Source organism: Variovorax sp. 278MFTsu5.1, from assembly GCF_048305045.1.
Taxonomy (GTDB): Bacteria; Pseudomonadota; Gammaproteobacteria; order Burkholderiales; family Burkholderiaceae_C; genus Variovorax; species Variovorax guangxiensis.
Window position 1 is genome coordinate 5228002 of the sequence record NZ_CP157622.1, and the last position, 24928, is coordinate 5252929.

Below are 24928 nucleotides of genomic sequence, written 5' to 3' on the forward strand. Positions count from 1 at the left end.
CCCGCTTTCTGTTCGTCCTTGTCAGTTCCTATTCCAGGAGTTCCGTCATGTCGTTCGCCAGCCGCATCCCGCACATCGCCCATATCGCCAGACTTGCCGCCGCAGCCGCCTGGCTCGCGGCGCTCGCACTCCAGCCAGCCACCGCCGAGCCGATGGCGCCGCGCAACGGCTTCCCGTCGCAGCCGGTGAAGTTCATCTCGCCCTTCCCGCCGGGCGGCGGCAACGACGCGACGGCGCGCCTGGTCACCACCAAGCTGCCGGAGATCATGGGACAGGCCGCCCTGGTCGACAACCGCGGCGGCGCGGGCGGCAACATCGGCGCCAAGGCAGTGGCCGACGCCAAGCCCGACGGCTACACCGTGCTCACTTCGCAGGTGTCGATCATGGCCGTGAACCCCTCGCTGTATGCCTCGCCGGGCTTCGACCCGATCAAGAACTTCGTGCCCATCACGCAGATCAACGCCGCGCCGCTCGCGCTGGTGGTGGAGGCCAACTCGCCCCTCAAGAGCTTCGCCGACCTCGCCGCCAAGGCCAAGGCAAGCCCCGGCAAAGTGACTTACGCGACGCCGGGCAACGGCACGCTGTCGCACCTGGTGGGCGTGGTGCTCGCCAAGGACAACGGCGTGGAGATGACGCACGTGCCCTACAAGGGCGCCGGGCCGGCACTGACCGACCTGATCGGCGGACAGGTGGACGTGATGGTGACATCCACCGCGTCGGTGGCGGGCATGGTGCAAGGCGGCAAGCTGCGCGTGCTGGCCGTGACCAGCCCGCGCCGCATCGGCGTGTTCGCCAAGGTGCCCACGCTGGAAGAGCTGGGCTATGCCGGCGCGCGCTTCGAGGACTGGTATGGCTTCTTCGCCCCCGCCGGCACGCCGCCGGAGCGCGTGGCCTTCCTCAACGAAGCCATCGTGCGCACCCTGCGCCTGCCCGAGGTGACCAAGCTCGTCACCGACGGCGGCAGCGAAGTGGTGGCCAGCACGCCCGATGCTTTTGCTGCGCAGCTGAAGCAGGACATCGAGCGCTGGTCGCGCATCGTCAAGCTTTCGGGTGCGCGCGCCGACTGATTGAAGCAACATAGCGGCCCCTGCCCCCCTCCCCGCAGAACAAGATGCCCGACTCGCACCACGCTTCCTCCGGCCAGACGCTGGACACCCGGCTGACTCGCACCGGCAAGGCCCCGTCCCATGCCGGCGGCGTGCCCGTCAACACGCCGCTGGTGCGCGCCAGCACCGTGCTCTTCGACAGCGTGGGCGCCATGCGCGACGCGCGCCTGCGCCGCGACGAGGAGCGCATCTTCAGCTACGGCGCGCGCGGCACGCCCACCACCTTCGCGCTGGAGGACGCGGTGAGCGAGCTCGAAGGCGCCCACCGCACACGGCTCTTCCCGACCGGCCTCGCGGCCATCGGCATGGTGCTGCTGTCGTACCTGAAGCCGGGCGACCACGTGCTGATGTCCGACAGCGTGTACGAGCCCACGCGCAACCTCGTGCATTCGTTCCTGGAGCCCTACGGCATCCGCAGCACCTTCTTCGCGGCGGACGGCAGCGGCATCGAGGAGCTGTTCGAGCCGAAGACGCGGCTCGTGTACGCCGAATGCCCCGGCTCGCTGGTCTACGAGATGTGCGACCTGCCCAGGCTCGCCGAACTGGCGCACGCGCGCGGCGCGCTGCTGGCGGCCGACAACACCTGGGGATCGGGCGTGCAGTACCGCCCGCTCGCGCTGGGCGCCGACATCTCGACCATGGCCGCAACCAAGTACCTCTCGGGCCATTCCGACGTGATGATGGGCACCGTCGCCACCACGGAGGCCGCATGGCGCCCGCTCAACGAACGCTGCGACGCCTTCGGCATGACCGTGAGCCCCGACGATGCATGGCTGGTGCTGCGCGGCATGCGCACGCTCTCGGCGCGGCTGCAGATGCACGAGCGACATGCGCTGGAAGTGGCGCACTGGCTGCAGGAGCGGCCCGAAGTGGCGACCGTGTTCTGCCCCGCGCTGCCGCAGCATCCGGGGCACGAGATCTGGAAGCGCGATTGCAGCGGCACGAACGGGCTGCTGTCGATCGAGCTGCGGCCGGGCGTCGGGAACGCGGCGGTCGAGCGTTTCGTCGATGCGCTCAGGCTCTTCGGCCGCGGCTCCTCATGGGGCGGCTACGAGAGCCTCGTCGCCTGGACCAACATGCGTGCCGCGCGCAGCGTGACCGACTGGAGCGGGCGCGGCGCGGTGGTGCGGCTGCACGTCGGGCTGGAGTCACCGCGGGACCTGACGGCGGACCTGGCGAGCGGCTTCGAGGCGATGGCCTCTGCCAGCGGCGCCTGAATGGCTACTGCTTCGCGGCGCCGGCCTGCTCCTCGGGCCAGCGCTGCGGCACGCGGCGCAGGTTGTCGACCGAGTAGCCCAGCGCCTTGAGGCGGGCCACCGCCGCCTCGTAGGCCGGCTCGGGAATGCTCGGCGTGCGCGCCATGATCCACGCGTAGTCGCGCTTGCTGCGGCCGATGATCGTCAGGCCGTAGTCCTTGTCGACGTCGACGATCACGTACTCCGCCTTCACCGGCCACACGAACTGCATGCCCCACACCGCGTTGCCGGTGCCGGGCACCACGCGGCCCACCGGGTCCATGGTCTTGAGCGGGCCGTCGAAGCCGCCTTCGCGGTAGCGGAAGCGCGTGTCGATGCGGCCGTCGGGCTGCAGCGTGTACGACTCCACCGCGTTGAAGGCATCGCGTTCCGGCCGTGTCGGGATGTTGCCGATCACGTACCAGTCGCCCATGAAGCGCTGCAGGTCGACCTGCTTCGCCGTCGGGATGGTGGGCGGCGACACCGCGCACCCGGTAACCAGGAGCATCGCCGCCACGCCTGCCGCGATGAGAAGAGCCGGGCCGGCCAATGGGTGTTTCGGGTGTCGCTTCATCTTGCTCATGCCTCCGATGGAAGAGTCCCAGCCTAGCGACCTCCCCGGCAGGCCTGCGTCGGACGGCGCCTTCGCCCATGATCGGGCGCCCGGCCCTTCAGCCGCAGGCGCGGCGCCCGTCGGGCGAACTGCGCAGGCGGTTCAGGAAGGTCAGCTGCACCTTCGCCGTCTCACTGCCCTGCACCGCCGCGCGGCGCATCCATTCGCCGGCCTCGCAGCGGTCGGCCTTCACGGCGGTGCCGTAGAGCGCGGGGCCGGTCATCAGCACCATCCCGAGCATCTCCTGCGCCTCGGCGTGGCCGTGCGTGGCGGCATCGCGCAGGTGCTGGAGCATGGCGCGGTAGTCGCGAGCGGCCTGGGCCTCCAGCGCAAGCTGGAAGCGCTGCTCGGCCTGCAGGTCGATGTCCGCGCCCGAAGGACGCGCCGCGCTGATCGCGGCCGCCAGCATCAGCACGCCCGAGAGCACCACACGCAGGCGCAGCGAGAGGCCGGTCATCCGGCCGAGGTCGAGTTGTTCGGTTGGCATCGATGGGCTCCACGGACGTTGTTGTCGTGGAGGCATCGTCGCGCCGCGGCGCCGAACGGAAAAGCAGGAATTCGCGCAGGCGGGCTCAGCCGCAGACTGAGCCCGCAACCGCATCCGGGATCAGAACTTCGCGGTCAGCATCACCTGCAGTTCGCGCCCCGGGCCCGGCATGATCAGGTTGTCCACGCTGCCGTGCGCCGACACGTAGTACTTGCGGTTGGTGATGTTCTTCAGGTTCGCCGAGATCTCGTAGCGCCCGGTCTTGTAGCTCGCGGCCAGGTCGGCCGTGACGTACGAGGGCAGCGTGACGAGGTTGCTCAGCGACGCGTAGCGCGAGGCCACGTAGTTGACGCCGCCGCCGGCGCTCAGGCCGTTGCCCAGGTCTTTCATGAGCCACACGAAGGCCGAGTGCCGCGGCGTGAGCGGCGCGATCTTGCCCTGCACCGGCATCGCCGGGCCGATCGGCAACTGCAGCGAGCTCACCGTGGCCAGCGACTTGGTCATGCGCCCGTCGAGATACGCGTAGCCCGCGCTGACGTCCCAGCGGCCCGGCAGCTTGCCGGCCAGCGCCAGCTCCATGCCGTTGGTGCGCTGCGTGCCGACGTTGATCTGCCGCGCGGGGTTGGCCGGGTCGGTGTTCTTGATGCCCGAGCGCTCCAGGTTGAACAGCGCCGCGGTGACATTGAGCGCGCCGTCGAGGAAGTCGAGCTTGGCGCCGATCTCCTTGTTCACCGTGATCTCGGGGTCGTTGGCGGTGTTGCTGGCCGACAGCGCGAAGGTCTCGGCCGAAGGCTGGAACGAGCGGCTGTACGACACGTAGTACGACTGGGTTTCGCTCGGCTGCCAGACCAGGCCCGCGCGCGGGCTGAACTTGCGGTCGGTGCGCGACAGCGGCGCGAGCGTGCGCTCGAAGGAGGTGTCCTGCCCGAACACGTCGTAGCGGCCACCCACCAGCGCCTTCCACTGCGGTGCCAGCGTGATCTGGTTCTGCGCATAGAGCGCGGCCGTCTTGAACGTGGAGTTGCTCGGAATCGCGCTGGCGGCCGTGTAGCTCGAAAGCGGCAGCGGCGCCGGCACGGCCACCGGGTTCAGGATGCTCACGCGCTCGTAGCCGGTGGCCGAACTCACCGAGTACAGGCGCTTGTCCTGCTGGCCGAACTCGGCGCCGACCAGCCATTCCTGCCTGAAGCCGCCGAGTTCGTTGCGCCAGGTCAGGTCGGTCTGGTTGAACCAGCCGCTCTCGTCGCGGTCGACGAAGCCGCGCGTGCGGCCGACCGTGAGGCGCACCGGGTCGGTGGTGCCGCTGGGCAGGGTGTTGAAGCGGTCCAGCTTGTAGCTGTAGTAGCGCGTGGTGTTGCGCAGGGTCAGCGCATCGCTGAAGCGATGGTTGAGCGTGGCGGTGAACGACTGCACCTTGGTCGTGGTGGTGTCGTCGCGCTTCGCGAACGCCGAGCCGTAGTAGGTGCCGATGGGCACGTTCACGGGGCGGCCGTTGAGCGCCGGGATGCCGAAGTCGGTGAGGCGCTGGTCGTGGGCGTTGGTGTACTGCAGCAGCAGGTCCGTCTGCGGGCTGAACTTGATGGCCAGCGAAGGCGCGAAGTTGTAGCGGTCGATGAACTGCTGGTCGCGGTAGCTGCCCGACTTCTCTCGCGCCACGTTGAGGCGGAAGGCCATGTTCTCGCCGATGGGCGTGTTGAGGTCTGCGGTGGCGCGCTTGAAGTCGTGCGAGCCCAGGCCGAGCGACACCTCGCCGAAGGGGCGCTCGAAGATCGGCTTCTTGGTCACGCGGTTGACGAGGCCGCCCGACGAGCCGCGGCCGTACAGCACGGCCGCCGGCCCCTTGAGCACTTCGATGCGCTCGGTGTCCGACAGGTCGCGGAAGTACAGCGCGTCGTCGCGCACGCCGTCGACGAACCAGTCGGCAATGGCGGTGAAGCCGCGGATCACCACCTGGTCGCGCTGGCCGTCGCCCGCGTTGAACGACACGCCGGGCGCGTTGCGCAGCGCGTCCTGCATCGAGGTCGCGCCCTGGTCGCGCAGCAGCTGCGCCGGCAGCACGTTGACGGCCTGCGGAATGTCGCGCAGCGGCGCGCTGCCCTTGGTGGCCGTGCTGCCGACGGAAGGCGCGTAGCCGACATCCTGTTCGGAAGTGACGGTCACCTCCTTGAGCGTGGCGTCGGTGCCCTGGGCCTGGGCCGCGCAGTGGGCAGCGGCCAGGGCGGCGACGATCAGGGACGGATTGCGCAGGCGAAGCTGAAGGCGCGGCGCGCGAGAACGGACGGACATGGCAGGAATTCCCTCAAGGCGATTTGTTTTTGAAATCGCGAAGCGCCACGCCGGCGCCTCCATCGCTTCGACGGAGAAACCGTGTGTGCCCTGCCTTGAACGAATCTGGGTTGGGTGCCTTCGCCGGCCCGCACCGGCGCGGTGGCCGGGGCTTCGGACGAGGGATCGCGTCGCGCGACCCGCGAATTCTAAATAAATGCAACCGCGTTCCAGGCCGGCTCTCCGGCCGCCGCTGCGGCGCTCAGCGCGCGCGGGCCCGCGTCAGCAGGTAGCTCTGGTGCACCACGTTGTCGACGTAGTAAGGCTCGGCGAGCGCATCGAACTCGGCCCGCAGCGCTGCCAGCTTCTGCGGGTCTTCGGCAAGGCCTTCGACCAGCTTGCGCATCGGGCCGACCGAACGCTCCAGGAACAGGCGGAAGTGCCCCAGGCTCAGGGCCGGAAAGTGCATGGTGCCGCGGCCGAAGAACGGCGCGTCGAAGTGCTGGCCCAGGCGCTCCGTGACGATGGCCGGGTTGCCCCATTGAGGCGGCGGCGACGCGCCGGCCGGTGGCGGCGGCGAATTGCGCCCGATGAAGGCGAACATGCGCCCCACGAAGTGCTCGGGCGGCCAGGTGGCGAAGGCGATGCGCCCGCCGGGCTTCAGCACGCGGCGCATCTCGGCCACGGCCACTTCGGGGCGCGGCGCGAACATGTGGCCGAACTGGCTGAGCACGACGTCGAAGGAGGCGTCGGCATACGGCAGGTTCTCGGCGTCGCCTTCGGTCCAGGCGATGTCGCCGTGCCCGGAGATGCCGGCGTTCTCGCGCGCGGCCTCGATCAGTTCGGGCGTCAGGTCGAGCCCCGTGACGCGTGCGCCGCGGCGCGCCGCCGTGACGGCCACCACGCCGGTGCCGGTGCCCACGTCCAGCACGGTCTCGCCTTCCGCAACCTGCGCGAACCTGACGAGATGACCGGCCACCGGCGTCGTGAACATGGCGGTCGGCGCGAAGGTCGACCACATCTCGCGCTGCCGGCTCTTGAACTCTGCAAAGGGATCCAGGGACATATCACCCTCCATTCCAGCCACGGGGCTGCGGACATGGAGGGGACTCTAGGCCCGGGGGATGGGCCCGTCCATCCCGCGGGACAGGGCTTCGATCGGAAAGAGCTGTAACGCAATCCCGCGCCAGGCTCAGCAACAGCGCCCCTTGCCCGCCCCATAGCGCGCCTCCAGCCGCTCGCGGAAGAAGGCCTCGTAGCTCATCGGCGGCTGGTCGGGATGAGTGGCCGCCATGTGGGTGAGGTAGGCGTCGTAGTCGGGCAGCCCGACCATGAGCCGCAGCGACTGCTTGAGCGAGCGCGCGAAATAGCGCCCGGCTTCCGGCAATGCGAGGCCCATGGCTTCAGTGGGCCGCCGTCGCGGCGGCGGTACCCATCGGCTCGAACGGGGTTTCCTGCGCGGTCGGCCGGTTGGCCGCGCGCGCAGCGATGCAGGCCTTGATGCTGTAGACCAGCACGCTCAGCACCACGAAGATGAAGAGCGCGCACAGCGCGGCGTCGAGGCGGTCGTTGAAGACGATGCGCGACATGGCCTCCGGCGTCTTGGCCGGCGCCACCAGCACGCCGTTGGCGATGCCCTCGGTGTACTTGGCCGCGTGCGAGAGGAATCCGATCTTCGGGTCGGCCGAGAAGATCTTCTGCCAGCCCGCGGTGAGTGTGCACGCCAGCAGCCACGCGGCCGGCGCGATGGCCACCCAGGCATAGCGCTCGCGCTTCATGCGGAAGAGCACCACCACGCCCAGCATCAGCGCGACGGCGGCGAGCATCTGATTGGAGATGCCGAACAGCGGCCACAGCGTGTTGATGCCGCCCAGCGGATCGACCACGCCCTGGTACAGGAAGTAGCCCCAGGCCGCCACGCACAGCGCGGTGGCGACGAGGTTGGCCGGCAGCGAGTCGGTGCGCTTGAGCGCGGGCACGAAGCTGCCCAGCAGGTCCTGCAGCATGAAGCGGCCGGCGCGGGTGCCGGCGTCCACGGCCGTGAGGATGAAGAGCGCCTCGAACAGGATCGCGAAGTGGTACCAGAAGGCCATCATGGCCTGCCCACCGATCGCCTGGTGAAGGATGTGGGCCATGCCCACGGCCAGCGTCGGCGCGCCGCCGGTGCGACCGAGGATGGTGGTCTCGCCCACGTCCCTGGCGGTCTGCAGCAGCATCTCGGGCGTGATCACGAAGCCCCAGCCCGACACCGTGGCCGCCACCTGCTGCGCGGTGGTGCCGACCAGCGCGCCGGGGCTGTTCATCGCGAAGTAGATGCCGGGCTCGATGCACGAGGCCGCCACCAGCGCCATCACCGCGACGAAGGACTCGGCCAGCATGCCGCCGTAGCCGATGAAGCGCGCATGGCGCTCGTTGTCGAGCATCTTGGGCGTGGTGCCCGAGGAGATGAGCGCGTGGAAGCCCGAGACGGCGCCGCAGGCGATGGTGATGAACAGGAACGGGAACAGGCTGCCCGACCACACCGGGCCGTTGCCCTGCGCGAACTGCGTGACGGCAGGCATCTGCAGCGTGGGCATCACGAACACGATGCCGATGGCCAGCGCGATGATGGTGCCGATCTTCAGGAAGGTCGAGAGGTAGTCGCGCGGCGCGAGCAGCAGCCACACCGGCAGGCTGGCGGCGACGAAGCCGTAGCCCACCAGCATCCAGGTGAGCGCCTTGCCGTCGAAGGTGAAGAGCGGCGCCCATTCCGGGTTCTGGCTCACGGCCTGGCCGCCGAAGATGGCCAGCATCAGCAGCACGAAGCCGATCACCGACACCTCGCCGATGCGCCCCGGGCGGATGTAGCGCAGGTACACGCCCATGAAGAGCGCCACCGGAATCGTCGCGGCCACCGTGAAGGTGCCCCAGGGCGATTCGGCCAGCGCCTTCACCACGATCAGCGCCAGCACCGCGAGGATGATGATCATGATCATGAAGGTGCCGAACAGCGCGATCATGCCGGGCACCGGCCCCATCTCCTGCTTGACGAGGTCGCCCAGCGAGCGGCCGTCGCGCCGCGTTGAGATGAACAGCACGATGAAGTCCTGCACCGCGCCGGCGAACACCACGCCGGCCAGCACCCACAGCAGGCCGGGCAGGTAGCCCATCTGCGCCGCCAGCACCGGCCCCACCAGCGGGCCCGCGCCCGCGATGGCCGCGAAGTGGTGGCCGAACAGCACGTTCTTGTCGGTCGGCACGTAGTCCAGGCCGTCGTTGTGGCGGTGCGCCGGCGTCTTGCGGTTGCCGTCCAGGCCCAGGACCTTGTCGGCGATGAAGAGGCTGTAGTAGCGGTAGGCGATCAGGTAGGTGCAGATCGCGGCGGCCACCACCCAGAGGGCGTTGACGCTTTCGCCGCGGGTCAGGGCCACGGTGGCGAGCGCGAACGCGCCGACCACGGCCACGACCAGCCACACCAGATGGCGGCGGATGCTGTGCATGCGGATGTCTCCTCGGAATTGAACCCGGGAGTTTTGCCGCGCGGGGGCGCCCGCGCATCCGTCGGACCGCGCAGGGCGGGCGCGTGGCTTTGCGTAATGGAAAACCCTGGATCCACCCGTGGCGGGCACCGCACACCGGCGCATTCCGGCCCTTGCATTTCGCTCAAATGTGATAAATTCACATAATTAACAATGTGAAACATTCCTTTCGAGCCACGATGAACCAGCATTCGCAGGCACGCAGACGCAGCAGCGGCTTCACATTGATCGAGGTCATGGTCACGGTGGCGATCGTGGCCATCCTGGCCGCCATCGCCCTGCCGAGCTACCAGCAGTACGTCATCCGTTCCAAGCGCTCGGCGGCCCAGGCGCAGATGATGGACATCGCCAACCGGCAGCAGCAGTACCTCATCGCCAACCGCGTCTACGCCGACAAGGCGGCGCTCACCGCCAGCGGCTACAGCCTGCCGTCGGAGGTTTCGGCGAACTACAGCTACGACGTCACCCTCTCGACCTCCGGCGCGCCGGGCTACACGCTCACCTTCAGACCGACGGGCGCGCAACAGGGCGACGGCGATCTCACCCTCACCAGCGAAGGCGTGAAGTCGCCGTCCGGCAAATGGTGAAAAACCGTCCCCTGCGCCGCCAGCGCGGCACGACGCTGATCGAAGTGCTGGTCACGCTGCTCGTCGTGGCTTTCGGGCTGTTCGGCCTCGTCGGCCTCCAGGCCCGCATGCAGGCCTCCGAGATGGAGTCGTACCAGCGCTCGCAGGCGCTGATCCTGCTGAACGACATGGCCAGCCGCATCGCCATCAACCGCCGCGCCGCGGCCAGCTACGTCACCAGCGCACCGCTGGGCGCCGACGCCGCCTGCCCCACCGCCACCGGCACGCGGCAGCAGGTGGACGCCAAGGAGTGGTGCGACGCACTGCAGGGCGCCGCCGAGGTCTCCGGCGGCAGCAAGCTCGGCACCGTGATCGGCGGGCGCGGCTGCGTGGAGGACATGGGCAACAACGAGTACCTGGTCACCGTCGCCTGGCAGGGGCTGGGGCCGATCTCGGCGCCGCCGGCCGGCGTGGCCTGCGGCAAGGGCCAGTACGACAGCGGCACCACGTGTACCGACGACAAGTGCCGCCGCGCCGTGACCACGCTGGTGCGCATCGGATCGCTCTCATGAGCCGCCTGCGCGCCTTGCAGCACGTCCGGCACGCCCAGCGCGGCCTGACGCTGATCGAGCTGATGGTGGCCATCACCATCACGCTCATCGTGGTGGCCGCGCTGCTCGCGCTCTTCCTCAACGTGAACAACTCCCAGCGCGAGCTGGAGCGGGTCAACCGGCAGATAGAAAGCGGCCGCCTCAGCGTCTTCGTGCTCGAGAACGAGCTCTCCCATGCCGGCTTCTGGGAGAACTACATGCCCGAGTTCGACGACCTCACCGTCACCGGCGCTCCCACGCACGTGCCCACCGGCGCCCTGCCCGACCCGTGCCTGCCCTACTCCGTCGCGAACTGGACCGACGACTACAAGCGCCAGCTGCTCGACCTGCCGGTGCAGACCTACGACAGCGTCCCCGCCAGCTGTACCGACCTGCTGAAGAACAAGAAGGCCGGCACCGACATCGTCGTGGTGCGCCACGCCGAGACCTGCCTGCCCGGCACGCCCAACTGCGAGGCGGACACCAGCGGCGCGATGTATTTCCAGTCGTCGCTGTGCGGCACGCAGAAGCCCTCCTCGTTCGACCTGTCGACCGTCGGCTTCGGCAACATGTTCCAGAAGGACTGCACCACCCCCTCGCCCAAGCGCAAGCTCGTCGCCGACATCTACTACGTGCGCGACTACGCCGACACCGTGGGCGACGGCATTCCAACGCTGGCGCGCTCGCGCTTCGACTTCGTGGGCGGCACGCTGGCGCAGCAGCCGCCCACGCCGCTGATCGAAGGCGTCGAGGGCTTCCGCGTCGAACTCGGCCTCGACACGTTGAGCAAGACCGGCGCCGCCGTCGACTACACCGCTGCCATCGCCTGGGCCGACCCGGCGAACAAGTCCACGCCGGCCAACCGGGGCGACGGCAGCCCCGACGGCAACTTCGTGCACTGCACCACCAGCCCCGCCTGCACCGCCGACCAGCTCGTCAACGTGGTGGCCGTCAAGCTCTTCGTGCTGGCGCGCAGCTCCGAGGCCTCGCCCGGCCACACCGATACGCGCACCTACCAGCTCGGCGGCGCCACGCTCGGGCCTTTCAACGACCACTACAAGCGCCACGCGTTCTCCACTTCCGTGCGCCTGAGCAACGTCACCGGCCGAAGGGAGACGCCATGAACACCAGCGTGCCGTTCGCCCGCGGCGCCGGCCAGCGCGGCGCGGCCCTGCTCATCGGAATGATCATGCTGCTGCTGATCACCCTGGTGGTCACCGCGGCCTTCAACCTGAGCAACGCCAACCTCAAGGCAGTGGGCAACCTGCAGACGCGCAACGAGGCGGTGGCCGCCGCCAATCGCGCGATCGAGGAAGTCGCCTCCAGCCTGCTCGTGCCCGGCAGCGACGGCAGCCCCACGCTCGCGCCGCCACAGCAGACCGTGAGCATGGTCGACATCGACAACGACGGCATCGCCGACTACAGGGTGGACGTCGCTCCCCCCGTTTGCGTGCGCGCCACCAAGGCACTCGACACCGGCAGCGGCGGCAGCACCGGCCCGGGCGGCGTCACCGGCGGCGCATCGAGCAGCGGCTCGGGGCTCTCGACGCTGCCCGACCAATACAACTCCGTGTGGGACATCAGCACCACGGTCACCGACGCCCGCAACGGCAACGGCGCCACCACCTCCGTGCGCCAAGGCGTGCGCGCCCTGCTCAACAAGGCGCAGTTCGAAGCGTTCTGCGCCTCCTAGGCATGCCAATTCAAGACAACCCGACGACGAACAGGCCCGCACCATGATCCGAAAACTTCTCGCTTCGCTGTGGACGGCCGCCGCGCTCACCGCGTTGACGGCGGGCCCGGCCCACGCCGAGGACATCGACCTCTTCGTGGGCTACAACCCCAGCGCGGCGCAGGCGCCGAACGTGCTCTTCGTGCTGGACAACACGGCCAACTGGAACCAGCCCTTCACCGCCGAGATGACCGCGCTCGCCTCGGCCTTCGAAAGCCTGAAGGCCAACAAGTTCAAGGTCGGCCTGATGATGTTCACCGAGACCGGCCAGGGCAACTCCAACTCCGACGGCGGCTACGTGCGCGCAGCGGTGCGCACGCTGGACGACGGCACCAAGATCAAGTACGGCGCGCTCATCCGCAGCCTCGACAAGCTCGGCGACAAGTCCAACGGCGGCAAGGCCGGCAAGACCATGGCCGAGGTCTACCGCTACCTGGCCAGCGGCACGCCGATCGCGGGCAACGGCAAGGTCAAGGCCGACTACAGCGGCAACACGAGCGGCACGACGGCCTCGAAAGCCATCTACGCGCTCACGCGCAACGCGCTCAGCGGCTTCTCCGCCACCACCTACGTCGGCCCGAGCACCGAGAACTGCACCGGCACCTACGTCATCTACATCAGCAACGGCGCGGCGCAGGACAACACCAGCGACAGCCAGACCTCCAACGCCGCCCTGCGCGCCGCGGGCGGCGACACCACGCAGATCGCCCTGAGCCCCAGCGGCTCGCAGGACAACACGGCCGACGAATGGTCGCGCTTCCTGCAGACCAGCATGGGCGTGAAGGTCTACACCATCGAGGCCGCCAAGGCGACCGGCGGCCAGGGCCCGGGCTGGACCTCGCTGCTCAAGAGCATGGCCACCCAGAGCAAGGGCGAGTACTACGACATCTCGGCCAAGCCCGACCTGGGCAGCGCGCTCGGCGCGGCGCTGGACGACATCTTCAGCAAGATCCAGTCGGTCAACAGCGTGTTCTCCTCGGTGAGCCTGCCGGTGAGCGTGAACACCCAGGGCACCTACCTGAACCAGGTGTTCGTGGGCATGTTCCGCCCCGACCAGGATGCCTTCCCGCGCTGGAACGGCAACCTCAAGCAATACAAGCTCGGGCTGGACAGCAGCAACCAGCTGATCCTGCAGGATGCAGCGGACAACAACGCGGTGAACAACCAGACCGGCTTCGTGGCGCCCTGCGCGCGCAGCTTCTGGACGCCCGCGCCCAGCGACACCGACCTGTACTGGAGCTTCCGGCCCTCCGGCGACTGTCTGGGCAAGGAAGCCGCCGACAGCCCCGACGGCAACGTGGTGGAAAAAGGCGCGCAGGGCTACATGCTGCGGCGCATGGTCGTCGCCAACCGGAACATGAAGACCTGCACGCCGGGCAGCTGCACGGCCCTCACCGCCTTCGCCGACGGCAACGCCGCCATCACCAAGGCCGCGCTGGGCGTCACCGCCGACACCGACCGCACCACGCTCATCAACTGGGCGCGCGGCCTCGACAACAAGGGCGACGAGCGGCCCGACGCGCAGGGCAATCCCGTCACCTCCAACTCGATGCGCCCCTCGGTGCACGGCGACGTGGTGCACTCGCGGCCGGTGGCCATCAACTACGGCACCGACGCCGCGCCGCAGGTGGTGGTGTTCTACGGCGGCAACGACGGCGTGCTGCGCGCCGTCAACGGCAATCGCACCGACGCCATCGGCTCGGCCGCCGCGGGCGACGAGCTCTGGTCCTTCATGCCGCCGGAGTTCTACGGGAGCATCAAGCGGCTGTACGACGACACCACGCGCATCAACTTCCCCGGCCTGCCGGTCACCATCGGTGCGGTGGCGCCCAAGCCCTACGGCATGGACGGCCCCGTCTCGGCCTATCGCCAGGGCAGCACCGCCTGGCTCTACGCGAGCATGCGTCGCGGCGGCCGGCTGATCTACGCCTTCGACGTCTCCTCCGCCACCGCGCCCACGCTGAAGTGGCGCAAGGGCTGCCCCAACCAGGGCGACGACACCGGCTGCGACAGCGGCTTCGAGGGCATCGGCCAGACCTGGTCGGCTCCCAAGGTGATGCGCGCCAGCGGCTACGGCGGCGGCAACAGCCCGCTGCTGATCTTCGGCGGCGGCTACGACAAGTGCGAGGACGTCGACACCAACAGCGCAGTCCAGGCCTGCGGCACCGCCGCCAAGGGCAGCGGCATCTACGTGCTCGACGCCGACACCGGCGCGCGCCTGCAGATGTTCCCTACCGCGCGGCCGGTGGCCGGCGAGGTCACCGTCGTCACCGATTCCCTGGGCATCGCCCGCATCGCCTACGCGGCCGACCTGGGCGGCAACGTCTATCGCATCGCGCTCGGCAGCGGCGCACCTTCGGCCTGGACGATGACGCAGATCGCCTCTCTGGGCTGCGACACGGTGACCACCTGCACGCCCAACCGCAAGTTCATGTTCGCGCCCGACGTGGTGGAGGACAACGGCTCCTTCGTCATCCTGCTCGGTTCGGGCGACCGCGAGAAGCCGCTGCGCTACTACAACGTCGCGCTCGGCGTGGCCAACCGCTTCTACATGCTGGTCGACAAGCCCACCGACAGCACCTGGCTGAGCAGCGAAACCAGCAACTGCGGCGCCGGCAACGGGCTGCTGTGCCAGGCTTCGCTGCTGCCGATCACCGACACCTCCACGCCGACCTCCTCCGACCTTGCCACCAAGAAGGGCTGGTATCTCGCCCTTGCCGCCGGCGAGCAGGTGGTGACCAGTTCGGTCACCGCCTACGGTGTCACCACCTTCAACACCCACACGCCGAGCAACCCGAACACGCAGACTTGCCGCGCCGACCTCGGCACCGCGCGCGTCTACAACGTGTCGTACGTCAATGCCGCGCCCCAGGGGCCCGGCGGCCGCTTCCAGAACGTGGTGGGCGGCGGCCTCGCGCCCTCGCCCGTGGTGGGCCGCGTCCAGCTCGACAACGGCACCATGCGCGACGTGGTGATCGGCGCCAACCCCGACTCCTTCCTGAGCCCCAAGGGCACCTCGCCCAAGGCCGCGTTCAAGCAGCCCAAGGGCCGGGTCTACTGGTTCATCCAGAAGTGAGCCCCTGGAGCACCGGCAGCATGCGCAACCGCCCCCGCACCGCCCGCGCGCGTGGCTTCACGCTGATCGAGCTGATGGTCACCGTGGCCGTGCTGGTGGTGCTCGTCGCCATCGCCGTGCCTTCGTTCGATGGCATCCGGCTTTCCATGCGCCTGAGCAACTACGCCACCTCGCTGGTGGCGGGCAGCCAGCTCGCCCGCAGCGAGGCCATCAAGCGCAACGCGCCGGTCACCCTCTGTGCCTCGGCCAACGGCAGCAGCTGCAGCACCAACGGCCAGTGGGAGGCCGGCTGGATCGTGCTCAGCGGCACGCAGGTGCTGCGCGCGGAAAGCGCCGCGGCCACGGGCTACCTGCTGCGGGAAGCGGGCGGCGCGAGCGCCATCGTGTTCCAGGCCACCGGCGTGGGCGCCAGCCAGAGCCGGATCACCATCTGCCGCAGCACCCCGAGCGCCAACCAGTCGCGCGCCGTGAGCATCAGCGCCACCGGGCGCACCAACATCACGAGGTCGAACGACGGTACCTGCACCGCGACCTAGCCGCCCTCCGCATACCCCGGAAAGGCCATCTTCGCGGACGAACGACAATAGCCAGCTGCGAAGGAGCCCGGACGGCGGCCCGGCCCCCTTCTCCATCCTTCCTCTTGTCCCGCACGCACAGAACCAGGAGCAACGACCGCATTCATGGAACACCGGCTGGATTGGGCCCTTGCCGCCTGCGCTCGCATCCTTCGTCCGGTGGTCCGGCTGGCGCTCGCCATGGGCGTCAAGCACCCCCACCTCGAAGAGTTGCTGCGCGACCTGCTCATCGAGGAGGCGCAGCGCTCCTGGCGCCAGCAGGGCGTGAAGCGGCCCAACCTCAGCCAGATCTCGGTCACCACCGGCCTGAACCGCAAGGCCGTCACCGCCAAGGTCCGAGCCACCGTCGATCCGCTGCCCCACACCGAACTCTCGGCCGCCGCCAAGACCTTCACGCTCTGGCTGCAGATGACGGTCGAGAACGAGGACCTGCGCCGCATTCCGGTCACCACCGAGGACGAGGCGCCCTCCTTCGAGCGCGTGGCCCGGCTGGCCAGCCGCGGCAACATCCACCATCGCACCATCCTGGATGAGCTGGTGCGCCTGAACATGGTCGCGGAAGGCAACGGCACCGCCGAGCTCATGGCCGACGGCTTCGTGCCGGTCGAAGACCTGCAGTCGATGCTCGCCTTCCTGGGCGACAACGGCCGCGACCACCTGCTGGCCGCCGTCTCCAACACCCTGGGCGAAACGCCCCGCATGCTGGAGCGCTCGGTGTACGCGCGCGGCCTCACGCTGGAAGATTGCGAGAAAATCCAGCTTCTCGCGCGCGAGCGCTGGACCGCCCTGCACCACGAACTGGCCCGCGAGATGACCGAGGCCGTCGATCGCGCGCCCGCCGACAGCAAGGCCCGCATCCGCGTCGGCATCTATACCTATTACGAAGACGACGAAGCCGCGCAGAAGAAGAGCGGGCCGCCCTCACGATGAACACGATCCTTACCCTCCCGCGTTCCTTCCGGCTCGCGCAGCGCCTCCTTCGCGGCCTGCTGCTTGCGGGCGGCATGGCCATGCTTCTTTCTTGCGGAGGCGGCGGCGGTGGCGCAGGCAGCGCGTCCGGCCTGGGCGTTTCAGGCGTATCCGGCTCCGGCACCGCCACGGAAACGGGCGGCGGCGGTGGCGGCAACAGCGGCGCCTCCGGCGTGTCCAGCGGCAATGCAGGCAGCGGCGGCGACGGCACCAGCACCGCGGGCAACACCAACGGCGACGGCTCCGGCGTGGGTTCCGGCGGCACCGGCGTGAGCGCGGACGCGGCCGGCATCGGCGCGGCGGACGGCCTGGGCAGCATCATCCTCAACGGCCTGCGCTACAACACCGACAGCGCCGCCTTCAGCCTCGAAGACACCAGCGAACTTCAGATCGGCATGAGCGCGCGCGTCGCCGGCAAGGTCGACGCCGACTTCACCAGCGGCGTCGCCACGCAGGTCGTCTCGGCCGCCGAGCTGCGCGGCGCCGTCTCCGCCATCAACCTCGCGGACGGCAGCTTCACCGTCATGGGCAGCCGCGTGACCACCGACACCGCCACCGTCTGGGGCGACGCCAGCGGCCCGGCCGACCTGCGCGACGGCGCGGTGATCCAGGTCTGGGGCCTGCCCGCCTCGCCGGGCACGCTGCGCGCCACGCGCGTGAACGTCACGCCCGCCTCCGCCGAGCCGCTGGCGACCGGCACCGTGCAGAACCTCGACCTCGTCGGCCGGCAGTTCACGCTCGGCCTGCTCACCGTCGACTTCGGCCCCGGCGTCGACACCGCCAGCCTGGCCGAAGGCGCCATCGTCCGCGTGCGCGGCACCGTGGCGCCGGTGGCAGGCCGCTTCACCGCCACCACGGTGAAGGGCTGGTACGCCATCCCCACCGCCGACGGCATCGCGCTGCAGCTCGCGGGCGTCGCCACCGACTTCGCCTCGCTCGGCGACTTCCGCGTGCTCGGCAACAAGATCGACGCGCGCAACGCGCAGATCACCGGCGGCCCGGCCGGCTCCATCGGCAACGGCGTCAAGGTCGAGGTCGACGGTTTCCTCTCGGGGCAGGTACTCGTGGCGAAGAAGCTGCGCATCCGCTACGTGCCCGGCACGGGCGGGCCAGCCTCGTTCACGGTGATCGGCCCCGTCGCCGGCTACCAGTCGGTTTCCGACTTCATCGTGCGCGGCCAGCACGTGAACGCCGGTGACTCCGCTACCATCTTCGAAAACGGCACCCCCGCGGACCTGGGCAACGGCAAGCGCGTGACAGTCGTCGGAAACCGCGTGGTCGACGGCGTGCTCATCGCCCAGCGCGTCACCTTCGCGCAGCCCTGAGCCGGGCTGGGCCCGGTAAACCGGGCGGCGCCGCGCAACACAGGCCACGTCGTCCGCGGCGCGACCGGATCGATCGATCGGAGCCATGGAAACGCCAACCGCCCAAGCGAGCGAATCCCCGACGCCACGCTGCTGCATCGCAGGTGGTGGCCCTGCCGGCATGGTTCTGGGCCTGCTGCTGGCCCGTGCCGGCGTGCCGGTGGTCGTGCTGGAGAAGCATCTCGACTTCCTGCGCGACTTCCGCGGCGACACGGTGCACCCGTCCACGCTCGAAATCCTCCACGAACTGGGACTGCTCGACGCCTTCCTGCAGCGCCCCCACGACCGCGTGGACGAGCTGCGCGCCAGCTACGAGGGCCGCACCGTGCCGGTGGCCGACTTCACCCACCTGCCCTCGCACAGCAAGTTTCTCGTGCTGATGCCGCAGTGGGAGTTCCTGGACTTCATGTACGACGAGGCCCGGCGCTACCCTGGCTTCGAGCTGTGGACCGACGCCGAGGCCATCGGCCTGCTGCAGGAAAAAGGCCGCGTCAACGGCGTGAAGGTGCGTCGCGACCGCCGCGCCGGCCAGCCGCGCGAGGTCGAGCTGCATGCTTCGCTCGTGGTGGCCGCCGACGGCCGGCATTCCGCGCTGCGCGATGCGGCGGCGCTGCCGCACATCAGCTACGGCGCACCCATCGACGTGCTGTGGATGGCCGTTCCGAGGCTGGCCAGCGACCCCGACGCCACCGCGGGCCACATCGCAGGCGGCCACATCCTGGTGACGCTGAACCGTGGCGACTACTGGCAATGCGCCTTCGTCATACCCAAGGGCGGCCACGATGCGCTGCAGGCGCGGGGCATGACCGCCTTCCACGAAGAAATCGGCCGAATCGCGCCCTTCCTCGCCGAAAGGCTGCCTTCGGCGCTGCCCGACTGGGATTCGGTGAAGCTGCTCGAAGTGACGGTCGACCGGCTCGAAAGCTGGTCGTGCCGTGGCCTGCTGTGCATCGGCGACGCCGCGCATGCGATGTCGCCCGTGGGCGGCGTCGGCATCAACCTCGCGGTGCAGGACGCGGTGGCTGCCGCCAACCTGCTGGCCCCCGCCCTGGCCGGCGAAGCGACCGACAAGGAAATCGACGCCCTGCTGCCCCAGCTGCAGCGCCGCAGGGAGTGGCCGGTGCAAGTCACCCAGGCCGTGCAGCGCTTCATACAGGACCGCGTGCTCATGGCCGTGCTCGACGGCGCGGCTACGGCCAGGCCGGGGCGTCGCCTGCCCTTGCCGCTGCGGCTGCTGGCGCGCTGGCCGCTCTTGCGCCGGCTGCCGGCAAGGGCCGTAGGGCTGGGCGTGCGGCCGGAGCATGTCCGGTCGCCGAATTCGCCGCGCACGCCCCAATGAAAACGGCAATGAAAAACTGGCATTTCGTTACACAGCCGGCGTCCTGAGCTGTCGTCCGGAGGGGCCCGGACAGAGGGCGCTGTTGTAGACTGCCGGGTTTTTCGAAGAGGCGCGTTCAGGCGGATCCAGGAGGTTATGGGGCAAGTTTTCAAGCGCTCAGGTTTCAACAGCTCGGCGCTCATTCGCTTGCTTTCCCGACTGGCCGAGGCTGACGTCCGCGAACCCGCAAACCCCACCGCCGACCGGCTGAGCCAGTGGTTCGGCTGGACCGACGCCATCTCGCTTTCAGCCGCGCTCGACGGCACGCCCGCAACGGCGCAGGCCAGCATTCGTGCTCCCCGCAACACCGAAGAAAGCGAATGCAACCGCGTGCGAAGCGCGCTGGCCAACGCCATCGTCGAAGACAACACCTTCGGCGCCGGCAAGGACGCCACTTCGGACTTCGCCCCCTACCGCCGCCGCTACCTCGCCCGGCAGCAGGCCATGGAAGCCGGCGTGGGCTCGCTGCGCAGCAGGCTGCGCTCGGCCATGGCTGCCAGGTCGCCCGCCATGGCGCGGCTGGCCTCGGTCGACGTGGTGATGGCGCAGGTGCTGGAAGCGCGCGAGCACAGCCTGCTTTCGGCCGTGCCGGGGCTGCTGGAGCGGCATTTCGAGCGCCTGCGCAAAGCGGGCGAAGCGCCGGCAGCAGAAGAAGCGCAAACGCCGGACACCGCCGCCCCGCCCCCCGACGCATGGCTCGACGTGTTCCGCAAGGACGCGCAGGACGTGCTGCTCGCCGAACTTGATTTTCGATTCCAACCGGTCGAAGGGCTGCTCGATGCCCTTCGCACCCAGGCCACCAGGACCCCATGACCCGATTCCTTCAATACGCTGTGTTTGCCGCCGGCCTGGCCGTCGTCGGCTGGGTGGGCGCCGGATACATCGGCACCAACACGCTGGCGCTGGCCGTCACCTTTATCGTCGGCGCCTTCTACATCATGGGCGCGCTGGAGCTGCACCGCTTCCAGCAGGCGACCTCCACGCTGACCGGGGCCGTCTCCGGCCTGTCCGCCCCGCCCGACAACCTGGGCGCGTGGCTCGACCGCCTGCATCCCTCGCTGCGCAACGCCGTGCGCCTGCGCATCGAGGGCGAGCGCGTGGGCCTGCCCGGCCCGGCGCTGACGCCGTATCTCGCCGGCTTCCTGGTGCTGCTGGGCATGCTGGGCACCTTCGTCGGCATGGTGGTCACGCTCCGGGGCACCGGCATCGCGCTCGAAAGCTCGACCGACCTGCAGACCATCCGCGATTCGCTCTCGGCCCCCGTCAAGGGCCTCGGCCTGGCCTTCGGCACCTCGGTGGCCGGCGTGGCCGCATCGGCCATGCTGGGCCTGGCCTCGGCCCTGAGCCGCCGCGAAAGGCTGCAGGCCGCGCAACTGCTCGACACGAAGATCGCCACCGTGCTGCGCGTCTTCTCGCAGACGCACCAGCGCGACGAATCCTTCAAGCTGCTGCAGCAGCAGGCCCACGCCATGCCCGAGCTGGTCGGCCAGCTGCAGGCCATGATGCTGGCGATGGAGCGGCAGAGCCAGGCGCTGAACGAGCGCCTCGTCGCCGGCCAGGACAGCTTCCACAGCAAGGCCGAAGCCGTCTACGGCAACCTCGCCGCTTCCGTCGACCAGTCGCTGAAGCACAGCCTGACCGAGAGCGCGCGCGTCGCGGGCGCGGCGATCCAGCCCGTGGTCGAAGCCACCATGGCCGGCATCGCACGCGAAACCGTCGCGCTGCACGACACCATTTCGAAGACGGTGCAGCAGCAGCTCGACGGTCTCTCCGGCCGCTTCGAGGCCACCACCACCCACGTGGCCGACACCTGGAAGAGCGCGCTCGCCGAGCACCAGCGCACCAGCGAAACACTTGCCGGCGACATGCGCGGCTCGCACGACCAGTTCGCCCAGAGCTTCGAGCAGCGCTCGACCGCGCTGGTGGACGCCGTGTCCGCCCGCCTCGAAAGCGCCGTCGGCAAGGTCTCCAGCACCTGGGACAACGCCCTGGCCCGGCATCAGCAGGTCAGCGAGAAGCTCTCCGGCGATGCGCATCAGGCCCTGTCGACCGCTGCGGCCGCCTTCGAACAGCACTCCGCATCGCTGCTTCAATCCGTCGATCAATCGCACGCGAAGTTGCAGGCCGAACTGGCATCGCGCGACGAACAGCGCCTTGCCGCCTGGACCCAATCGCTCACCGCCATGGCCGCATCGCTGCAGCAGGAATGGCAGCAGGCCGGCACGCACAGCGCAGGCCAGCAGCAGCAGCTTCTCGACGCCATGACGCAGACCGCGCGCGACATGACGGCGCAGACCGAAGCGCACGCCAAGAACACCATCGCCGAAATCGCGAAGCTGCTGCATGCCGCATCGGAAGCGCCGCGCGCCGCGGCCGAGATCGTGTCGCAGATGACGCTGCGCGACGAACAGCGCCTCTCGGCCTGGACGCAGTCGCTCGCGGACATGACCGCGTCGCTGCGCCAGGAGTGGCAACAGACCGGCGAGCACAACGCGAGCCAGCAGCAACAGCTGCTCGACACCATGGCGCAGACCGCTCGCGAGATGTCGGCCCAGCACGAAGCGCACGCGAAGAACACCATTGCCGAGATCGCGCAACTGCTGCAGGCGGCGGCCGAAGCACCGCGCGCCGCTGCCGAGATCGTGTCGCAGATGACTTCACGAGACGAACAACGCCTCTCGGCCTGGACGCAGTCGCTCACCGACATGGCAGCCTCGCTGCGCCAGGAATGGCAACAGGCCGGCGAGCACAGCGCGAGCCAGCAGAAGCAGCTGGTCGACACCATGGCGCAGACCGCGCGCGAGATGTCGGCCCAGTCCGAGGCGCATGCGAAGAGCACCGTCGCCGAAATCGCCCAGCTGCTGCAGGCCGCAGCGGAAGCGCCGCGCGCCGCGGCCGAAGTGATCACCGAACTGCGCCAGAAGCTCGCCGACGGCATGGCCCGCGACAACGCGATGCTGGAAGAGCGCAGCCGCATCCTCGAAACGCTCTCCACCCTGCTCGACGCGGTGAACCACGCCTCCACCGAGCAGCGCACCGCCATCGACACGCTGGTGTCGGCGTCGGCCGAGATGCTGGAGCGCGTGGGCAGCCGCTTCACCGAGCGGGCCGATGCCGAGTCCGAGAAGATGGCCTCCGTTGCCGCGCAGATCACCGGCAGCGCCGTCGAGGTGGCCAGCCTGGGCGAAGCCTTCGGCCTTGCGGTGCAGCTTTTCAGCCAGTCGAACGACAAGCTCGCGGGCCACCTGCAGCGCATCGAAGGCGCGCTGGGCAAGTCCATCGCGCGCAGCGACGAGCAGCTGGCCTACTACGTCGCGCAGGCGCGCGAGGTGATCGACCTGAGCATCATGTCGCAGAAGCAGATCGTCGAAGACATGCAGCAGATCGCCAACCGGCAGCAGCAACTGCAGCATCAGCAAGCGCCCGCGGACAGCGAAGCATGATCCGCGACGACATCGAGGCCGGCTTCGACGAACCGGGCGTGCCCGTGTGGGCCGTGTTCGGCGACCTCATGGCCGGCCTGCTCGGCGCCTTCGTGCTGATACTGGTGTGCGCGATCGGCATGCAGCTCGAACTCGCTTCGAAGCTGGAAACCGAAGTCAAGCAACGGCAGGCCGAAGCCAAGCGCCTGCAGACGCTCGAGCAGGCCCTGGCTGCGCCGCTCGCGGCGGGCCGAGTGACCCTGAACAACGGCCGCATCGGCATCAGCGGCAACGTGCTCTTCGCCTTCAACTCCGCAGAGCTGCAGCCCGAAGGCCGGCAACTGCTCAAGAGCCTTGCAGCGCCGCTGACCAGCTACCTCAAGTCGCGCGACGAGATCCTGATGGTGAGCGGCTTCACCGACGACCGGCAGATGCGCGACAACGCACGCCAGTTCGCCGACAACTGGGAGCTCTCCGCACAGCGCGCGCTGACCGTGACGCGCGCGCTGATCGAATCCGGCGTTCCGTCGTCGTCGATCTTCGCGGCTGCGTTCGGCTCCGAGCAGCCCGTCGCATCGAATGCCGACGCCGACGGCCGGTCGAAGAACCGGCGCGTGGAAATGGCGCCCACGCCGCGCCCCTCCAGCAGCGCGAACGCGAAGCCCCGTGACTGAGGCCGAAGGCAGCGAAGCCGCACGCGACATCGGCGCGATGGTCGCTGCCGCCCTCTCACGCGGCGAGCAGCGCTTCGACCCCGTGCGCTTCCGCTTCATTGAGGCGATGGCGAAGCGTGCCACCGCGCATGGCGGCGAGGCGCGGCGCATGCTGGACGACAAGGTGGCGACGCTTCTTGCGGCTTACGACGAGGATCGTGCGAAGGCGCAGCCTACAAGCACGGCGGAGCAGGAGACCGCTGCAGAGCCCAGCCCGTTCGCGGAACTCGCCGAGCACATCGCGCGCCATGCACCGATGCCCGGCAACGCCCCGGCTGCACCTGCTGCTGCAGCAAAGGCCGGAGCCACCACCAAGGCCTCTGCTGCGCCTCCCGCGCCCGAACTCAAATCGATCCGCTACTTCCAGAGCACCTGGTCCAAGCTCAGCGCCGACCGGCGCCTGACGCAGTCGCTGTCGAAAGTGCCCGAGAACGCGGGCCCGCTCAACTCGCACCACCTCGTGCACCGCTCGCTCACGCTGATGCACAACCTGTCGCCGGAATACCTCAACCGGTTCATGGCGTATGTCGATGCGCTGTCGTGGGTCGATCAGCTGAACGCTGGCGGTGGCGCTGCTGCAGCGACACCAGCGAGCGCGACAGGCTCACGCGGCGAGCCCGCGAAGAAGAGCAGCAGAAGCAAATCGGGCTAAGGCCGCCGCGCCTGCACCGTCTGGCGCGACCAGTACACACCATCGAGCCGATCCAGCCGCACCACGCCGCCGGTCGAAGGCGCATGCACGAAGCGGCCGCCGCCCACATAGATGCCCGCATGTGAAGGTGTGGACAAGCCGAAGAGCACGAGGTCGCCGGTGCGAAGCTCCGACACCGGCACCGGGCTGCCGAAGCCCGTCATGCGCGCCACGGTTCTGGGCGGCGATTCGCCCACGCTGTTGAGATACACGTAGCCGATGAGACCGCTGCAGTCGAAGCCGCCGTCGGGCGTGTTGCCGCCGTAGCGGTACGGCGTGCCCACCAGGCCCAGTGCATGGATCGCGATGCTGTTCGATTGTTCGGGCGTCAGCGAGCTGCTGACCGCGGGCCCTGTCGCACCGCCCTGACGTGGCCCCGATGGCCCGGCGCAGCCCACGATGAGAAGACAGAACCCGATGGAAGAGAGAAGACGCAGCAGCCAGCGCTGCAATGCGGAGGAGGAAGAAGAAAAAGATGTCGGCGTTGTCGGCACAGCAGGCGCGTGGTCGTGCATGTCAGAGGGCTGGGCTTGTGAACGTGCACAAACTCTAGCGCGGAATGCCGCGGTTTCCTGAAGATGCCGGCCCTCCGCGGCCCGCACTGCTGCGCGGGCGCCACGGAGGGAAT

The 24928-nt window shown here is 69.2% G+C and carries 22 protein-coding genes; 15 read left to right on the forward strand and 7 right to left on the reverse strand.

The window, feature by feature from the left end; all coding sequences use genetic code 11:
- Positions 1–47: 47 nt before the first annotated feature.
- A complete protein-coding gene (locus tag ABL844_RS24170; protein ID WP_126023422.1) occupies positions 48–1067 on the forward strand; it encodes a Bug family tripartite tricarboxylate transporter substrate binding protein in 1020 nt (339 codons plus the stop codon).
- A gap of 44 nt (positions 1068–1111) precedes the next feature.
- Positions 1112–2323, forward strand: coding sequence for a cystathionine beta-lyase (metC, locus tag ABL844_RS24175; RefSeq protein WP_418129257.1), 1212 nt, complete (start codon positions 1112–1114; stop codon positions 2321–2323).
- Between the two features lie 4 nt (positions 2324–2327).
- Here metC and ABL844_RS24180 read toward each other — a convergent pair whose 3' ends face one another.
- From ABL844_RS24180 to ABL844_RS24205, 6 genes are all read right to left on the reverse strand, one after another.
- Positions 2328–2849, reverse strand: a complete 522-nt coding sequence (locus ABL844_RS24180; RefSeq protein WP_418129258.1) for a lipocalin family protein — start codon at positions 2847–2849, stop codon at positions 2328–2330.
- Between the two features lie 163 nt (positions 2850–3012).
- Complete coding sequence (locus tag ABL844_RS24185) at positions 3013–3441, reverse strand: sel1 repeat family protein (protein WP_418117498.1); 429 nt, start codon at positions 3439–3441, stop codon at positions 3013–3015.
- Between the two features lie 120 nt (positions 3442–3561).
- Positions 3562–5727 carry a TonB-dependent receptor gene (locus ABL844_RS24190; RefSeq protein WP_418129259.1) on the reverse strand — a complete coding sequence of 722 codons (2166 nt, stop codon included), beginning with the start codon at positions 5725–5727 and terminating at the stop codon, positions 3562–3564.
- Between the two features lie 241 nt (positions 5728–5968).
- Positions 5969–6772: a class I SAM-dependent methyltransferase gene (locus ABL844_RS24195; protein WP_418129260.1), complete on the reverse strand. Its 804-nt coding sequence runs from the start codon at positions 6770–6772 to the stop codon at positions 5969–5971.
- Between the two features lie 126 nt (positions 6773–6898).
- A complete protein-coding gene (locus ABL844_RS24200; RefSeq protein ID WP_124462312.1) occupies positions 6899–7105 on the reverse strand; it encodes a YbdD/YjiX family protein in 207 nt (68 codons plus the stop codon).
- Positions 7106–7109: 4 nt separating this feature from the next.
- The gene (locus tag ABL844_RS24205) at positions 7110–9185 is read right to left on the reverse strand and encodes a carbon starvation CstA family protein (RefSeq protein WP_126023416.1); all 2076 of its coding nucleotides are present in this window, start codon (positions 9183–9185) and stop codon (positions 7110–7112) included.
- A gap of 218 nt (positions 9186–9403) precedes the next feature.
- On the opposite strand from ABL844_RS24205, the gene ABL844_RS24210 reads away from it, so the two are divergent.
- The 13 genes from ABL844_RS24210 to ABL844_RS24270 all read left to right on the forward strand — a co-directional run bounded on the left by ABL844_RS24210 (position 9404) and on the right by ABL844_RS24270 (position 24261).
- On the forward strand, positions 9404–9811 hold the full coding sequence (locus ABL844_RS24210) for a type IV pilin protein (RefSeq protein ID WP_418129261.1): 408 nt from the start codon (positions 9404–9406) through the stop codon (positions 9809–9811).
- The gene (locus ABL844_RS24215; RefSeq protein WP_184641154.1) at positions 9805–10362 is read left to right on the forward strand and encodes a prepilin-type N-terminal cleavage/methylation domain-containing protein; all 558 of its coding nucleotides are present in this window, start codon (positions 9805–9807) and stop codon (positions 10360–10362) included. The genes ABL844_RS24210 and ABL844_RS24215 overlap by 7 nt, the downstream gene beginning before the upstream one ends.
- A complete protein-coding gene (locus ABL844_RS24220; protein ID WP_418129262.1) occupies positions 10359–11504 on the forward strand; it encodes a PilW family protein in 1146 nt (381 codons plus the stop codon). The genes ABL844_RS24215 and ABL844_RS24220 overlap by 4 nt, the downstream gene beginning before the upstream one ends.
- On the forward strand, positions 11501–12073 hold the full coding sequence (locus tag ABL844_RS24225; RefSeq protein ID WP_418129264.1) for a hypothetical protein: 573 nt from the start codon (positions 11501–11503) through the stop codon (positions 12071–12073). The genes ABL844_RS24220 and ABL844_RS24225 overlap by 4 nt, the downstream gene beginning before the upstream one ends.
- Positions 12074–12116: 43 nt before the next feature.
- Positions 12117–15188, forward strand: a complete 3072-nt coding sequence (locus ABL844_RS24230) for a pilus assembly protein (protein ID WP_418129266.1) — start codon at positions 12117–12119, stop codon at positions 15186–15188.
- A 20-nt stretch (positions 15189–15208) separates the two neighbouring features.
- Positions 15209–15724, forward strand: a complete 516-nt coding sequence (locus ABL844_RS24235) for a GspH/FimT family pseudopilin (RefSeq protein ID WP_126023410.1) — start codon at positions 15209–15211, stop codon at positions 15722–15724.
- 144 nt (positions 15725–15868) lie between these two features.
- On the forward strand, positions 15869–16693 hold the full coding sequence (locus ABL844_RS24240) for a DUF6502 family protein (RefSeq protein ID WP_126023409.1): 825 nt from the start codon (positions 15869–15871) through the stop codon (positions 16691–16693).
- Positions 16690–18057: a DUF5666 domain-containing protein gene (locus tag ABL844_RS24245; protein ID WP_418129267.1), complete on the forward strand. Its 1368-nt coding sequence runs from the start codon at positions 16690–16692 to the stop codon at positions 18055–18057. Before ABL844_RS24240 ends, ABL844_RS24245 begins: the two co-directional genes overlap by 4 nt.
- A gap of 85 nt (positions 18058–18142) precedes the next feature.
- The gene (locus ABL844_RS24250; protein WP_418129268.1) at positions 18143–19435 is read left to right on the forward strand and encodes an FAD-dependent oxidoreductase; all 1293 of its coding nucleotides are present in this window, start codon (positions 18143–18145) and stop codon (positions 19433–19435) included.
- A gap of 135 nt (positions 19436–19570) precedes the next feature.
- Complete coding sequence (locus tag ABL844_RS24255; RefSeq protein WP_418129269.1) at positions 19571–20287, forward strand: DUF3348 domain-containing protein; 717 nt, start codon at positions 19571–19573, stop codon at positions 20285–20287.
- Entirely contained in the window at positions 20284–22917 is a 2634-nt protein-coding gene (locus ABL844_RS24260) for a DUF802 domain-containing protein (RefSeq protein ID WP_418129271.1), read from the forward strand. Before ABL844_RS24255 ends, ABL844_RS24260 begins: the two co-directional genes overlap by 4 nt.
- A complete protein-coding gene (locus ABL844_RS24265) occupies positions 22914–23570 on the forward strand; it encodes an OmpA family protein (RefSeq protein WP_418117512.1) in 657 nt (218 codons plus the stop codon). Before ABL844_RS24260 ends, ABL844_RS24265 begins: the two co-directional genes overlap by 4 nt.
- On the forward strand, positions 23563–24261 hold the full coding sequence (locus tag ABL844_RS24270; RefSeq protein ID WP_418129273.1) for a DUF2894 domain-containing protein: 699 nt from the start codon (positions 23563–23565) through the stop codon (positions 24259–24261). The genes ABL844_RS24265 and ABL844_RS24270 overlap by 8 nt, the downstream gene beginning before the upstream one ends.
- On the opposite strand, the gene ABL844_RS24275 is transcribed toward ABL844_RS24270, so the two are convergent.
- Positions 24258–24815, reverse strand: a complete 558-nt coding sequence (locus ABL844_RS24275; RefSeq protein WP_418129275.1) for a C40 family peptidase — start codon at positions 24813–24815, stop codon at positions 24258–24260. The two genes, ABL844_RS24270 and ABL844_RS24275, sit on opposite strands and share 4 nt — an antisense overlap.
- Between the last annotated feature and the right edge of the window lie 113 nt (positions 24816–24928).

Excerpts from the sequence above, each read along its gene's own strand:
- ABL844_RS24170 (WP_126023422.1), top strand. The coding sequence starts at position 48 with ATGTCGTTCGCCAGCCGCATCCCGCACATCGCCCATATCGCCAGACTT.
- metC (WP_418129257.1), top strand. The coding sequence starts at position 1,112 with ATGCCCGACTCGCACCACGCTTCCTCCGGCCAGACGCTGGACACCCGG.
- ABL844_RS24180 (WP_418129258.1), bottom strand. The coding sequence starts at position 2,849 with ATGCTCCTGGTTACCGGGTGCGCGGTGTCGCCGCCCACCATCCCGACG.
- ABL844_RS24185 (WP_418117498.1), bottom strand. The coding sequence starts at position 3,441 with ATGCCAACCGAACAACTCGACCTCGGCCGGATGACCGGCCTCTCGCTG.
- ABL844_RS24190 (WP_418129259.1), bottom strand. The coding sequence starts at position 5,727 with ATGTCCGTCCGTTCTCGCGCGCCGCGCCTTCAGCTTCGCCTGCGCAAT.
- ABL844_RS24195 (WP_418129260.1), bottom strand. The coding sequence starts at position 6,772 with ATGTCCCTGGATCCCTTTGCAGAGTTCAAGAGCCGGCAGCGCGAGATG.
- ABL844_RS24200 (WP_124462312.1), bottom strand. The coding sequence starts at position 7,105 with ATGGGCCTCGCATTGCCGGAAGCCGGGCGCTATTTCGCGCGCTCGCTC.
- ABL844_RS24205 (WP_126023416.1), bottom strand. The coding sequence starts at position 9,185 with ATGCACAGCATCCGCCGCCATCTGGTGTGGCTGGTCGTGGCCGTGGTC.
- ABL844_RS24210 (WP_418129261.1), top strand. The coding sequence starts at position 9,404 with ATGAACCAGCATTCGCAGGCACGCAGACGCAGCAGCGGCTTCACATTG.
- ABL844_RS24215 (WP_184641154.1), top strand. The coding sequence starts at position 9,805 with ATGGTGAAAAACCGTCCCCTGCGCCGCCAGCGCGGCACGACGCTGATC.
- ABL844_RS24220 (WP_418129262.1), top strand. The coding sequence starts at position 10,359 with ATGAGCCGCCTGCGCGCCTTGCAGCACGTCCGGCACGCCCAGCGCGGC.
- ABL844_RS24225 (WP_418129264.1), top strand. The coding sequence starts at position 11,501 with ATGAACACCAGCGTGCCGTTCGCCCGCGGCGCCGGCCAGCGCGGCGCG.
- ABL844_RS24230 (WP_418129266.1), top strand. The coding sequence starts at position 12,117 with ATGATCCGAAAACTTCTCGCTTCGCTGTGGACGGCCGCCGCGCTCACC.
- ABL844_RS24235 (WP_126023410.1), top strand. The coding sequence starts at position 15,209 with ATGCGCAACCGCCCCCGCACCGCCCGCGCGCGTGGCTTCACGCTGATC.
- ABL844_RS24240 (WP_126023409.1), top strand. The coding sequence starts at position 15,869 with ATGGAACACCGGCTGGATTGGGCCCTTGCCGCCTGCGCTCGCATCCTT.
- ABL844_RS24245 (WP_418129267.1), top strand. The coding sequence starts at position 16,690 with ATGAACACGATCCTTACCCTCCCGCGTTCCTTCCGGCTCGCGCAGCGC.
- ABL844_RS24250 (WP_418129268.1), top strand. The coding sequence starts at position 18,143 with ATGGAAACGCCAACCGCCCAAGCGAGCGAATCCCCGACGCCACGCTGC.
- ABL844_RS24255 (WP_418129269.1), top strand. The coding sequence starts at position 19,571 with ATGGGGCAAGTTTTCAAGCGCTCAGGTTTCAACAGCTCGGCGCTCATT.
- ABL844_RS24260 (WP_418129271.1), top strand. The coding sequence starts at position 20,284 with ATGACCCGATTCCTTCAATACGCTGTGTTTGCCGCCGGCCTGGCCGTC.
- ABL844_RS24265 (WP_418117512.1), top strand. The coding sequence starts at position 22,914 with ATGATCCGCGACGACATCGAGGCCGGCTTCGACGAACCGGGCGTGCCC.
- ABL844_RS24275 (WP_418129275.1), bottom strand. The coding sequence starts at position 24,815 with ATGCACGACCACGCGCCTGCTGTGCCGACAACGCCGACATCTTTTTCT.